The organism is Halobacillus sp. KGW1 (genome assembly GCF_001592845.1).
GTDB lineage: Bacteria > Bacillota > Bacilli > Bacillales > Halobacillaceae > Halobacillus.
Genome location: NZ_LSOC01000002.1, coordinates 629,601 through 642,303, shown reverse-complemented (window position 1 = coordinate 642,303; position 12,703 = coordinate 629,601). Strand labels below are relative to the sequence as shown.

The 12,703-nt window shown below is 47.4% G+C and carries 14 protein-coding genes; all 14 read right to left on the bottom strand.

Features of this window, described 5'->3' with window-relative positions; genetic code table 11:
- Window positions 1-97: 97 nt before the first annotated feature.
- The 14 genes from AXG56_RS03970 to spoVE all read right to left on the bottom strand — a co-directional run bounded on the left by AXG56_RS03970 (window position 98) and on the right by spoVE (window position 12,652).
- Window positions 98-619: a DivIVA domain-containing protein gene (locus tag AXG56_RS03970; RefSeq protein WP_008639201.1), complete on the bottom strand. Its 522-nt coding sequence runs from the start codon at window positions 617-619 to the stop codon at window positions 98-100.
- A gap of 65 nt (window positions 620-684) precedes the next feature.
- Window positions 685-1,476, bottom strand: coding sequence for an RNA-binding protein (locus AXG56_RS03965; protein WP_008639199.1), 792 nt, complete (start codon window positions 1,474-1,476; stop codon window positions 685-687).
- 69 nt (window positions 1,477-1,545) lie between these two features.
- Entirely contained in the window at window positions 1,546-1,815 is a 270-nt protein-coding gene (locus AXG56_RS03960; protein WP_062513343.1) for a YggT family protein, read from the bottom strand.
- A gap of 3 nt (window positions 1,816-1,818) precedes the next feature.
- Window positions 1,819-2,268 carry a cell division protein SepF gene (locus AXG56_RS03955; RefSeq protein WP_026577508.1) on the bottom strand — a complete coding sequence of 150 codons (450 nt, stop codon included), beginning with the start codon at window positions 2,266-2,268 and terminating at the stop codon, window positions 1,819-1,821.
- Between the two features lie 20 nt (window positions 2,269-2,288).
- Window positions 2,289-2,960: a YggS family pyridoxal phosphate-dependent enzyme gene (locus tag AXG56_RS03950; RefSeq protein ID WP_008639196.1), complete on the bottom strand. Its 672-nt coding sequence runs from the start codon at window positions 2,958-2,960 to the stop codon at window positions 2,289-2,291.
- 22 nt (window positions 2,961-2,982) lie between these two features.
- Window positions 2,983-3,780, bottom strand: a complete 798-nt coding sequence (gene pgeF / locus AXG56_RS03945) for a peptidoglycan editing factor PgeF (RefSeq protein WP_026577510.1) — start codon at window positions 3,778-3,780, stop codon at window positions 2,983-2,985.
- Between the two features lie 57 nt (window positions 3,781-3,837).
- Complete coding sequence (locus AXG56_RS03940; RefSeq protein WP_008639194.1) at window positions 3,838-4,113, bottom strand: YlmC/YmxH family sporulation protein; 276 nt, start codon at window positions 4,111-4,113, stop codon at window positions 3,838-3,840.
- Window positions 4,114-4,213: 100 nt separating this feature from the next.
- Window positions 4,214-4,993 carry an RNA polymerase sporulation sigma factor SigG gene (gene sigG / locus AXG56_RS03935; protein ID WP_008639193.1) on the bottom strand — a complete coding sequence of 260 codons (780 nt, stop codon included), beginning with the start codon at window positions 4,991-4,993 and terminating at the stop codon, window positions 4,214-4,216.
- A 78-nt stretch (window positions 4,994-5,071) separates the two neighbouring features.
- The gene (sigE, locus tag AXG56_RS03930) at window positions 5,072-5,791 is read right to left on the bottom strand and encodes an RNA polymerase sporulation sigma factor SigE (RefSeq protein ID WP_008639191.1); all 720 of its coding nucleotides are present in this window, start codon (window positions 5,789-5,791) and stop codon (window positions 5,072-5,074) included.
- A gap of 17 nt (window positions 5,792-5,808) precedes the next feature.
- Window positions 5,809-6,717: a sigma-E processing peptidase SpoIIGA gene (gene spoIIGA / locus AXG56_RS03925; RefSeq protein WP_255358517.1), complete on the bottom strand. Its 909-nt coding sequence runs from the start codon at window positions 6,715-6,717 to the stop codon at window positions 5,809-5,811.
- A gap of 368 nt (window positions 6,718-7,085) precedes the next feature.
- Entirely contained in the window at window positions 7,086-8,243 is a 1,158-nt protein-coding gene (gene ftsZ / locus AXG56_RS03920) for a cell division protein FtsZ (RefSeq protein ID WP_008639189.1), read from the bottom strand.
- Between the two features lie 75 nt (window positions 8,244-8,318).
- Window positions 8,319-9,620, bottom strand: a complete 1,302-nt coding sequence (gene ftsA, locus AXG56_RS03915; RefSeq protein WP_008639188.1) for a cell division protein FtsA — start codon at window positions 9,618-9,620, stop codon at window positions 8,319-8,321.
- Between the two features lie 395 nt (window positions 9,621-10,015).
- A complete protein-coding gene (locus tag AXG56_RS03910) occupies window positions 10,016-10,948 on the bottom strand; it encodes a cell division protein FtsQ/DivIB (RefSeq protein ID WP_062513341.1) in 933 nt (310 codons plus the stop codon).
- A 606-nt stretch (window positions 10,949-11,554) separates the two neighbouring features.
- Window positions 11,555-12,652: a stage V sporulation protein E gene (spoVE, locus tag AXG56_RS03905; protein WP_008639186.1), complete on the bottom strand. Its 1,098-nt coding sequence runs from the start codon at window positions 12,650-12,652 to the stop codon at window positions 11,555-11,557.
- Window positions 12,653-12,703 lie beyond the last annotated feature (51 nt).

The following is a 12,703-nucleotide window of genomic DNA, read 5'->3' as shown; positions in this document are numbered from 1 at the left end:
TCCAATTAGAGGGCGGCATCTTCTATACACAGGTACATCCGTTGATCTGAATTAAAAACCTATAATGAAAGAATTGCTTTATCCTTATGTACGTCCCTTACGCCTGCGGGCTGTACGCCTTTTCTTCTTCTTCCACATCCGTTTCATCATCGATTTCCGTCTGGAAGATGTGGTTCCAATCATCGTTTTCAATCATATCAATCTGGGCTTCCACCAGCATACGCAAGCGTGTCTTGAACACTTTTGCCTGCTTCTTCATTTCTTCCACTTCAATGGAAAGGCGGCGGGATTTCTCAAGAGCCTCATTGATGATACGATCGGCATTCTTCTCTGCTTCTTTTACAATCAGCTTCGATTCTTTATTTGCGTTGTTTCTTACTTCCTCGGCCGTCTCCTGTGCTACCAGGATCGACTTGTTGAGCGTTGTTTCAATTGTATTGAAATGGCTGAGACGCTCATTCAGCTGCGTGACCTCGCGCTCAAGCTCTTTCTTTTGACGTATGACGATTTCGTAGTCCTTGATCACCTGATCCAGGAACTCATTTACTTCATCTTCGTCGTAGCCGCGAAAACCCTTCGTAAATTCTTTATTATGAATATCCAGTGGTGTTAAAGGCACACCATCCACCTCCTATATCAAATCCATGTACGTATTCCATTTCGACATGGAACGGCCAAATCCTGCTATTTCGAAGGATTCGTTCCATTTAATTTAGCTGTCTTCACCTTGTATTTCTCTTTTTTCGTCTGGCCGAGCACTTGAAGCAGCCTGCTTCTCCCTTTTCCTCTAAGGGAAAGCATGTCTCCTTCTTCCAGAGAGAAGGCGGGATCTTCCACGACCCGGTAGTTCACTTTCACTTGACCGGAATCAATAAACAGACCTGCTTTTTTACGGGACATACCGTAGATCTCTTTGACGAGGACGTCAAGCCGGAGTGAGGAGACCGTAGACTCCCTTTCCGCCCATTCCTCATCGCTCTCCAGCAATGCAGAAAACGGTTTTTCTTCGAATTGGACGTTTGAGCGTTTAACGCCGGTCAGGTTCATTTTAATGTATTCGCTGATTTCTGACGCCGCGATGATCTGGATTTTGCCGTCCCGGACAATCAAATCACCAAGCTTCTCGCGACGGATGCCCAGAGACATAAAAGCACCGAGGACATCCCTGTGCTCCAGAGTGACGAACTTATCCGGGTACGACGCCTCCAAAAGAACGAGCTGATAGTCCTCCGGTGCAAGTATTTCATAATCCGGCGCAAGAATCGCCCGTTTCCGTTCATTCGACGCACCGCCGCCTTCCATGCCGTAGATAAGGTCGGGATCGTTGCCGAGAATCGTCTTCACGATCATCTGCTGCCTAGGATCGAGAAAGTCTGTCAGCTTCCGCTGGTACTTCATGGCGACTTCCTCCCGCATCGCCGTCACCTGGTCGATGAATGGTTGTTCCTCTTTGCGAAAATGTTGATAGATCTCCAAATCTTCCAACCTCCATAATTACGAAAAGGAACAGATAAAGAGCACGGGCTCTATGACCTGTTCCTTGTTTTAAAGTCCTGAAAGCATGAAATACAGTTGATTCAATCCCTGCCCGGCAAAACGAAGGACCAGGATCGCCACAATCGGCGAAATGTCAATCATTCCAAGCGGCGGGATAATTCTTCGGAACGGTTCCAGGAAAGGTTCCGCAAGTCTTCCCAATATTTCTCCGAAGCTGGATTCCCTTGCTCCAGGAAACCAGGAAAGAAGGATATAAATGATTAAAACCCAACTATATAGTTGTATGACCGTTCCAATAATATTAAACAAAAACGCCATGGCCTACCACCTTCTGTTAATGTCGTCATCTTCCTGTGAAAGCATTTCCGAAATGGATCCGGAAATCTCCACGTTATCCGGCGTACACAGAAACGTCTGTGAACCGAGTTTCTGAATATCTCCACCTATAGCATAAACGGTGCCGCTCAAAAAATCCACAATTCTCTTCGCCTGCATATGATCGACGCGCTGAAGATTAATAACGACCGCACGGCGGCTGACGAGTTGATCGGCGATGTTCTGGGCTTCGTTGTAGCTGCTGGGCTCACTCAAAACCATTTTGGATGAGCCTTTCGCACTCTTCAAGGATACAACGTTACCAGTATCCTGTTTCTTCTGGGAGCGCTGGTTGTACGTTTGCTCCTCTTCCACCTCATCCTCTACTTCTTCTTCGATATATTCATATTCATCATCCAATGTGAAAAAAGAACGAAATTTATTCTTCATACTCATTGTTATCACCTCTGATTTTTTTATTCACCGACAAGGCTTGTCCCAATCCGGACGTGTGTCGCACCTTCTTCGACAGCTAAGGCGTAGTCGTTGCTCATCCCCATCGATAAGTGTTCACATGGAGCATGGGCGTACCCTTTGTCTCTAATTCTGTCTCTTAAAGCTCTTAACTGACGGAACACACCCCTCAGTCTCTCTTCATCGTCCGTATGCGGGGCCATTGTCATAAGGCCTACGACACGGACATTCGAATATTCCTTGATCGCTTCGATAAATGCAGGGACTTCCTGTGCCTGCAAGCCGTGTTTACTCTCTTCTTCACTTATGTTCACCTGGACGAAGCACGGAACAGGCTTGTCTGCGCGTTTATGGATTTCTTTGGCTAATGATTTGCGATCCAGGGAGTGGATGACTGAAACTTTATCAATGATATCTTTCACTTTCCTGGTCTGGAGGGAACCGATAAAGTGCCAGGAAGCATCATCGCCAATTTCATCGTATTTCTCCAGCAAGCCCTCTTTACGATTTTCACCAAGATTGGTCACGCCTGCTGCGACTGCTTCTCTGGCCCGCTCGATCGTGACATATTTCGTAACAGCGATCAAAGTGATTTCCTCCATGGCTCTTCCGCAGTTGCCACAGGCTTGTCTTATATTCTGTTCGATAGTTGCCAGGTTTTCTTCGACCGTCATTCCAAAACTCCTTCTTCTCTTATCATTCCGGGAGCCCGATGAACCCGAGCATGCGTCCCGTTTTTCCATGGTCGCGCCGATGGGAATAAAAGACCGCCTCTTCCTCGTATGTACAATATCCCGATACATGCAGATGTTCCAACGGGATACCTTTCTTGATCAGCATATGGGCATGAAGCGATTTCAAGTCAAGAAGATATTTCCCCGCCTCCTGCTCGATCAAACACGCTTTTTTGTGAGCGTCAGGAACAGCATCCGCTACTTTATCATCGACTTCGTAGCGCTCCATCCCGATGGACGGTCCGATGATGACACGGATATCCTCTTTGCGGCATCCCTGCTCCAGAAGAGCGTCAAGCATCTTCCCCGCCATTTCTTTTACAGTCCCTTTCCACCCGGCATGAGCGATACCGATCCATCCGGTTTCCGGATCGTAAAAGTAAAGGGGAACACAATCCGCGAAGAAAGCCGCAAGAAGTATGCCCCGCTCTTTCGTGATCAGCCCATCTACGCCGGCCACAGCCGTCGCATGGGAAGCCGCACCCTTTCCGCGGTCACTCCTCTGTACGACGTGAATCTTCGTCCCGTGTATCTGCTCGCCGATGACCCAGCTTTCCAGAGGAAATGCAAGCTCCTCCGCAAGCCTTTGTCTATTTTTCACAACGGTTTCCGCTTCATCTTCGACATGGAGCCCCATGTTCAATGTGTGATAAGGATTTTGACTGCAGCCGCCGCTTCTTGTGGAAATTCCCGCTACAAGTTCCGGGAAGTTTTCCAAACAAGCCAGCTGCTTCTCTGATTTCCGTTTGAAGGGTTCCATATTTTCAACACCTCAATTTCTCTTCATTTTAACACATAATTCCGCTTATTTCTTGTTTTATTCCTCTGATTCTGCCTTTTGGGACGTTGGGATGCCCTTGTAGGCAGACTTTTTCACTAAAATGACATCCGCACCGATATTGACGATCTGATCCCAAGGTATGACAAGCTCTTCCTCCTTCCCGAACAACCCCATTGCTTTCCCTTTCAACGTGAGCACAAGCCCTTTAAGACGGCCCCGCTGTGTATCAATATCCAAGTCGCTTATATATCCAAGACGCTCTCCTGTTTCCATGGCAATGACGTCTTTCATCTGCAGTTCCGTGATTTTCATGTATTCCCCTCCTCTCTTACACTATATGCAGAAAGAAACAGGAATAGAAAAAGAGCCATGCATAAAAAAAGCCCCGCCGGATCGGCGGAGCGCTGGATCATCATTGAAACATCGAAGCATTCATTTCTTTAATCGCCGCCTTTTCCAGACGGGAAACCTGTGCCTGGGAGATGCCGATCTCATCAGCGACCTCCATCTGTGTCTTCCCTTGAAAGAACCGCTTCGTCAAAATCATTTTCTCACGGTCATTCAACTTCTTCATGCCTTCCCTGAGAGATAATTCATCGAGCCAGACGGAATCCTTCTCGCGGTCGTCTTTCAATTGATCAACCACGAAGATAGGATCTCCACCGTCATTGTAAATCGGCTCAAAGAGGGAAACGGGATCCTGAATCGCATCCATCGCGAAAACGACATCTTCTTTCGGAACACCCATGCGTTCGGCAATTTCATGAGGAGCCGGATCTTTATTCGTTTCACCAATCATCTTCTCGCGCATCTGCAGTGCTTTGTATGCCGTATCCCGCAGGGAACGAGATACACGAATCGGATTATTGTCCCGAAGGTATCGGCGGATCTCCCCGATGATCATTGGAACCGCATACGTGGAGAATTTAACATTATGACTCAGGTCAAAATTATCAATCGATTTCATTAGACCAATACAACCGACCTGAAACAAATCGTCCCCATATTCCCCACGGTTGTTAAAACGCTGGATGACGGACAATACGAGACGGAGGTTTCCATTTACCAGCTGTTCCCTAGCTTCGGTTTCCCCGCTTTGCAGCCGTTTGAACAGGTCTTTCATTTCCGTGTTCTTCAGTACTGGAAGTTTCGATGTATCTACGCCGCATATTTCTACTTTATGTCGTGTCAATGTAAGACCCTCCCAAGAAGCTGTGACTGTAATCAGTTCTAAGTATCTCCCTGGGAGGAAAATTTATGCACGATGCCCTTATACCATTTTATCGAATTCTCTCTGAAGCCTGCGGATGATTTTCTTTTCGAGCCTTGATATATAGGACTGGGAAATGCCCATCATGTCCGCTACGTCCTTCTGCGTCTTTTCCTTCTTACCGATAAGACCGAACCTGAGCTCCATAATTTGTTTTTCCCGGTCGTTCAACTGCTCCAATGCCGATTTCAACAATTTCTTATCAATTTTCTTCTCGATCCCTTTTGTAATGATGTCCTCTTCCGTACCGAGGATATCCGACAGCAGCAGCTCATTGCCATCCCAATCGACGTTCAACGGCTCATCGAAAGATACCTCTGTTTTTAATTTATTGCTCTTCCTCAAGTGCATAAGAATCTCATTTTCTATACAGCGGGAAGCATAGGTGGCAAGCTTGATTTTTTTCTCGGGATCGAACGTATTGACGGCTTTGATGAGCCCGATCGTCCCGATACTGATTAAATCTTCTATGTTCAATCCTGTGTTTTCAAACTTTCTGGCAATGTAAACGACGAGCCTCAAGTTCCTTTCGATCAACATCGCCCTTGCCGCTTTGTCTCCTTTTGGAAGCAGCTCGAGCAGTTCTTTCTCTTCTTCTCTCGACAGTGGCGGAGGCAGCGCTTCGCTTCCTCCGATATAGTAAATTTCATCCTGCTTGATACCAAGCTTCATAAGCAGACGGTAGTACCACAGCCTCGCCTTAAAGAACCATTTGAACATCGAATCCCCCTCCTGGATCATGCAGATTTACCTTTTACCATCATGTGCGGGTGAATAAGCATGTGATAAAGACGATCATGGGTCAAATCCTTCTGCTGGACGCCGAGCAGCGGATGCTTCATTTCTAAATCCCCCGCATCCGTATGGACAATGATCCGCTCGACAACCAGTGTCAACAGCAGGCCGCTTTGAGACCCGGCTGCCCTGAATGGAACGAGCCGGATCGCAGCCTGTGTCTCTTCCGCCAAGTCCTCCATCGTAACCGTCACCTTGTCCACATCCAAACGATCCAATTCTTCTTTTGAAAAAAACTGCCCCCACAGGTGCTGATCTGCTAAAAATACAATTTTTCCGCTGAGCGGATCGGTGAGCTGATTTCCACTGTCGACGAGCCCTTTACAAACTGCCTGCCGCCCCTGCCACTCCACCGTCACGTCGTAAATATCTTCGAGCTTCATCCGGTGGACACTGACTTGGTTCAAACGCCATTTTGTAAAAAAATAAGAGACCGGAAATCCCAGGACGACAAACAGCCAACTGACCGGGTCACCGTAACCACCGCGAAACGTCACGACCGCTCCGTGCAGCACATTCACTTCTGAAGCCAGGAAATAGTGTACCCCCATCATGCTTCCACCGATCGCAAACGTAATGAAATAAAAACTGATCCACTGGACGAAAAATGCGCGGAGAGAGGTGAATGTAAAGGTTACCCAAATGATAAGCAGAGAAAAAACAAGTTTACCCATACTGCTGACCATCCACGAATCCGGCATGTAGATCGTGATAGGGACGATGGTCGATGCAACAAAGGCGCCTGTTACCATCCGTAGCCTGGATGACTTTGACCGCGTTACCCCCTGTGTAAGCGAAAGAATCATCCCGTCCATCAATAAATTGAGCAACCAAACAGCATCTAGGTATATGATTCCCTCTCCCCTCCTTCTCTGTCTGCTGTTACTAAAAAAGTATAAGGCCGTCCTTATGAAAAGTCTGTCAGAATCTGAACCTGTATTTAGCAAGTTTTGTAGAAGGGTGAAATCATACTCCTGCTGCTTCTAATACGAAAGAGTCGACGAAGGAAAATAAAAGAGAAAGCAAATGTATTAAGGGAGAAGGTTAAGGGAATAAAGCCTTAGGAACGCATAAAACGCGGAAAACAGATGGCTTTTCGTGAGATGAATATTATTTCATAAACTTGGCTGGATGAATCCGTAGAATAGGAAAGTTCCCTTGAAATCGGGTTTTCAGAACAAAAAAAACCGCCTGAAAAGGCGGTTTTTCGAAAACTGGTTTATCGACGGCGGTTGCGGTTACGCAAGAATGTCGGAATATCCAGCGTGTCTTCTTCCTGATTCGGTTTCTGCTGGGGCTGTGGTGTATGACGACGTGGCTGTTCTTCACGAACGCTCTGTCGCTCCGGCTGCTGCTCCACCTGTTTAGGCTGGCTTGCCGGGTTTGCCTGAGGGCGTTTTTTCTGCTGTCCCTGTGCAAGTTGGGACTCGTCAAATCCAGTAGCGATCACGGTCACAACGATTTCATCTTTCAAGTTCTCATTGATAACGGAACCGAAGATGACGTTTACTTCCTGATCTGCTGCGGATGTTACGATATCTGCCGCTTCCTGTACCTCATAGAGGCTTAAGTTAGCGCCTCCACTGATGTTCATAAGGACACCGTGTGCGCCATCAATCGATGTTTCAAGCAACGGGGAGGAGATCGCTTTCTTCGCTGCTTCCGCTGCTCTGCTTTCTCCTGTTGCTATACCGATTCCCATCAATGCAGATCCTTTATCGACCATGATGGTCTTCACGTCTGCAAAGTCGACGTTAATTAATCCAGGAACGGCAATCAGGTCGGAAATACCTTGGACACCTTGACGAAGGACGTTATCCGCTTCGCGGAACGCTTCAAGCATCGGAGTATTTTTATCAACGATTTCAAGAAGGCGGTCGTTAGGAATAACGATCAGTGTATCGACTGCGCCTTTCAATCCTTCAATTCCGCCTGTAGCTTGTGTAGAACGCTTACGTCCTTCAAATGTGAACGGACGTGTCACGACACCTACAGTCAAAGCACCAAGTTCTTTAGCCACCTGGGCGATAACCGGTGCAGCACCTGTTCCGGTACCTCCACCCATTCCGGCAGTAACGAACACCATGTCTGCTCCTTGAAGGGCTTCCTCGAGCTGCTCTTTGCTTTCTTCTGCTGCTTTACGGCCTACTTCCGGGTTCGCACCCGCACCAAGACCACGCGTTAATTTACCGCCGATCTGCATTTTGACTTCTGCTTTAGATAAGTTCAGTGCCTGGGCGTCCGTATTCACCGCAATGAATTCGACACCTTGGACACCGTGCTCGATCATACGGTTGACGGCGTTGCTACCGCCGCCGCCTACCCCGATTACTTTAATGGTTGCCAGTTGGTCCATGCTTGTATCAAAATCTAACATCTTCCGTTCCTCCTAATACACGAGATTACAAGATTTATTGGTTCGTCTGTCCATCGACCGACTCAAACTTGTGGGTTAATCAAAGAAATACTTCAATAGATTGCTGAAGCCTGACTCTTTTTTCTTCTCTGGTTTCTTTGTTTCTTCTTTCTGCTGTTGTTTAGCCGTTGATCGCTTCTGTTTCTTCGGCTGCTGCGATTCTTCATGGAAGTCTTCCGATACGGAAGGGAAAATCTCTTTCCCTTGTATTTTCGCATTACGATAGGCGAATTGCAAGATGCCTACGCCGCTGGTGAACTGCGGTTCTCGAACACCTATATAATCCGGGATGGCAAGCCTTACATTGGCATGGAACACGTCCTGGGCCAGTTCAAGCACACCGGGCATATTCATCGTTCCACCCGTCAGCACGAAACCGCCGGGCAGCTCACGCACACCCATCTTCTGAATCTCCTGCGCAGCGAACACGAAAATTTCTTCCATTCTAGCTTCAATCATATCAGAGATTTGCAGTTGATTGAATGCTTGTTGACGATTACTTCCAATTATTGTGACAGAAAAGTTTTCTTCTTCATTAGCATCGTCGAAAAAGGCGTGACCGTGGTTCATTTTAACCTGTTCCGCTTCTTCTGTAGAAGTACGCAGGCCGATGGATAAATCCTTCGTTACATTATCTCCGCCGAACGGGATCATGCCCGTGCCCTTCAAATGCCCTTCTTCAAATACGGAAACTGTAGTAGAACCGCCTCCAACATCGATCAGAGCGACACCGAGGTTTGTTTCATCCCCGGATAAGGAGACAGTGCCGGAAGCGAGCGGCTGCAGACAAACATCCAACACTTCCAGTCCTGCTCGTTCCACACATTTCAATGTATTATGTAAAACGGTTTTCGCGCAGGTAATGATCATTCCTTCCATTTCCAAACGAACACCGATCATCCCTCTTGGGTCTGTAATTTCATCCTGTCCATCCACGATAAACTGTCGTGGTATGACATCTATGATCTCCCTTTCCGGCGGAATGGAGACGACTTGTGCAGCATCGATCACACGGGCGATATCTTCGTTACCGATTTCACGAGTTTCGCTTGAAACGGCTACTACGCCATGACAGGACTGCAGTTGTATATGATTACCGTTTACCCCGACGACGACGCGGTCGATCTTCATGTCCACCATCCGCTCCGCCTGCTCTACGGCAGAACGAATCGAATGGACCGTTTGGTCGATATCTACGATAGCGCCTTTCTTCATTCCGTTCGATTTTGCTGTGCCAACCCCGATAATATTGAGGCTGTCGTTCATCACTTCTCCAATTATCACTTTAATCCGACTTGTACCTATATCTAAACTAACTAAAATTTCATTCTGATTCACCAGTGACGCACCTCCTGTAACAAGCCATATAAGTAGTTCAAAGCATATCGAATTCACGTTCAAAAAACAATCGCTGCAATATAAACGTAAATGAATTGATATATTCGAATGGTTTATGCATTTCCTTTATCCTAGTGGCAAACTGGTACTATATAGTTGTTTTCCACAGACTTTCGTTAATTTCCTTTTAAATACGCTGATTTTTTTCATCTTTTCATTAGTAATTTCTGGACAAAAGCAGCCTGTGCAGCAGAACGTCCGCCGAGAAGGAACGCCCCCCGTCCACACAGCCGTGATGTTAAGGACAGATATACGCGGTATGGACTTGAAGGGCGGGGAATGAAAACACCGCAGCGACGCGGGTTCAACCCCTCCCCTACTCTCTTCGGAAGAACTTATTGTATTGTGGAAGCTTGGTCAGATTGTTCCGACCCCGGAGCGCTTTCAGACTCACCTTCCCCGTCATCTGCTTCCTCCGGTGCTCCTTCCGGTTCAGGAGCGACTTCATCCGGAATCGCAGGCTCTTCAGGTGCTGTCTCTCCTGTCTGTGTCTCTTCCTCCTCCGGGCCTTCCTCTTTATCAGAGGATGAGAATTCCTCGAAATAGGCGCCGACTCCGATATGTATGACACCTTCTGCGCCGTCCTCCAATTGAGATACGATGGAAGGATAAGCAGGCATCTTATCAGAGAAATTACGGATGGAAGCCTGAACCTGGAAACCGTCATTCATGTAAAGACGGATCTGGTAAGGATTCCCTTCCTCCGGTTCCCAGTGTATTTCGGAAATCAGACTGGACACACTGGACGGAAGCTCCTTCAATTCCTGGGACATCTCTTTCAAATACGTTTCTTTTGTGAATCCGGCCAGAATCGGTGCATCCCCACCAGGATAAGCGTCGGAACCGTCAAGCCTCGTCCCATTTTCCAAAATCGCGTAATACTTTCCATCCTGCTGAACATATCCGATACGCTCTGCCTCTGTCACGTCAATATGGACAGTATTCGGGAAACGGCGGTCCACCGTCGCCGACGTGACTTGTTTATGACTTTCAATATTCTTCTCTGCTTCTTTGTCGTTCACTTTCCAGTAATTCGTGCTTGTACTCAGCTTCGCAAGCTCCATAATCTTCTCTTCAGGCACATGATCATTGCCTTCCACGACGATATTTCGAACGTTGCTGAGCGGCGACTGGAGATAGATGACCGTCGCAATCAGCAAAAATAGAATAGTCAAATACACAATCAATCGACGATTGGCTTTCTTTCGCCTCGTCTGCTTCAGTTTTGGTATGCGATCTTCTATGGAAACCACTTTTCTCTCTTCCATAACGGGCATTTCTCCTTACTCCCAGACACCCTTTCGATGCTCTATCTAGCTGTCGGAAAGAATGATATTCCTTGATATGTGCCGATGTTCAATACACCTATCCATTGCCATTATATCACAAAAAAGGTGCACGAGATTGAGAGAGTTTTACTAGTTTGCTATCAAATTTCATACAAAAAAACAGCCGAATCGGGAGATCCGGCGTCCATTCGCTAAAATGGTTTACCCATATACAAAAAACTCTAAACGGAAAATTAAAGGATTATGTAAAAAAGCTTACATTAAAGCCTAATTATAGTTTACAGAAGAAAAATATGGCTCTATTACGGCTTGTTTTTTGGTTCGTTCGAAACGGTCGGAAAGTTACGATCCGAGGCTCTCCTATCCGACAGCCGGGATGGAAGTGCCATTTATCCGTGAATTCATGAATGGACGTAGACCTTGGTACACAGGGCTTTCGTTCCGTAAATGACCGGGGAGCGGAGCAACGGGATGCTGTTACCTGTACAAAAATGAAAAAGCACTGCCATCAGGCAGTGCTAGGGGTCGGGAACACTCAAGGAGAATCCTATTTGGAATTTCACCTGTTGCTTTACAAAGACCAGGTTATTTTGCCGAGTACCGGCTTACACTGAGCAGCAGGCCGAGAGCTGCAAGGGTCAGCGTAAGGGACGAACCTCCATAGCTTACCAGAGGGAGGGTGATGCCGGTAACGGGAATCAGGCCGGTTACGACACTCACATTGATCATGACCTGAATGGCTATCATTCCAACGATACCAAGAGCAAGCAGCGATCCGAACAGATCCGGTGCATATAAGCTTGTCCGAATCCCCCTCCACAGCAGAATGAAGAACAGGCTGAGAACAAGCAGTCCACCGAGAAAACCAAGCTCTTCTGCAAGCACAGCAAAAATGAAATCCGTCTGAGGCTCCGGCAGATAGAAAAATTTCTGCATACTGTTACCAAGCCCTAAGCCGAGAAGTCCGCCAGGTCCAATGGCATACAATGATTGAATGATTTGAAACCCAGCACCAAGCGGGTCTTCCCAAGGATGAAGAAACGCGGTGATCCGTTTAATCCGATAAGGGGCAGAAGCAATCAACCCGATCATGCCAGCCGCACCGGCTGCGGCAATCCACATGAAGTGGCTGACTCTTGCACCAGCTGTGAACAGCATAACAAGGCATGTCCCGACCATGACGACACCTGTCCCTAGATCCGGCTGGAGCATGATCAAAGCAAACGGAACGAGAATGAGGGCAAGACTCGGAAGAAAGCCTTCTTGAAAGGAGGCCATCTTCTTCTGACGCTCGGATAAAAAACGGGCCAGGAATAAGATCAAACCGAGCTTCATGAATTCGGAGGGCTGGATACTGAACATCCCGACACCAATCCAGCTCCGGGCGCCGCCGCGCACCATCCCTACTCCGGGAATAAGGACGGCGATAAGGAATATGAGACAGATGACCAGGATAACTTTCGCGTGTCTGTGCCAGACATAATAAGGAATCCGCGACAGTACTGTCATGGCTATGAGGCCGGCTGCCGCAAAAAGAATCTGCCGCTTCGCAAAGAACCAGGGGTCGTCAAACTTATATTCCGACCATATACTCGAAGAGCTGTACACCATGATGATACCAATCGTCAATATACCGAGGATCGAGACTATCAGCCATAAATCCGGCTTCTTTTGTTCTTCCATACAAAAAAGCCCTACCTCCCATCTTAGTGGAAAACAGGGCTAAAGCTTGTC

Excerpts from the sequence above, each read along its gene's own strand:
- spoVE (WP_008639186.1), bottom strand. The coding sequence starts at position 12,652 with ATGGAAGAACAAAAGAAGCCGGATTTATGGCTGATAGTCTCGATCCTC.
- AXG56_RS03950 (WP_008639196.1), bottom strand. The coding sequence starts at position 2,960 with ATGACGGTCGAAGAAAACCTGGCAACTATCGAACAGAATATAAGACAA.
- sigE (WP_008639191.1), bottom strand. The coding sequence starts at position 5,791 with ATGTTCAAATGGTTCTTTAAGGCGAGGCTGTGGTACTACCGTCTGCTT.
- AXG56_RS03960 (WP_062513343.1), bottom strand. The coding sequence starts at position 1,815 with ATGGCGTTTTTGTTTAATATTATTGGAACGGTCATACAACTATATAGT.
- AXG56_RS03910 (WP_062513341.1), bottom strand. The coding sequence starts at position 10,948 with ATGGAAGAGAGAAAAGTGGTTTCCATAGAAGATCGCATACCAAAACTG.
- pgeF (WP_026577510.1), bottom strand. The coding sequence starts at position 3,780 with ATGGAACCCTTCAAACGGAAATCAGAGAAGCAGCTGGCTTGTTTGGAA.
- ftsZ (WP_008639189.1), bottom strand. The coding sequence starts at position 8,243 with ATGTTAGATTTTGATACAAGCATGGACCAACTGGCAACCATTAAAGTA.
- AXG56_RS03940 (WP_008639194.1), bottom strand. The coding sequence starts at position 4,113 with ATGAAAATCACGGAACTGCAGATGAAAGACGTCATTGCCATGGAAACA.
- AXG56_RS03955 (WP_026577508.1), bottom strand. The coding sequence starts at position 2,268 with ATGAGTATGAAGAATAAATTTCGTTCTTTTTTCACATTGGATGATGAA.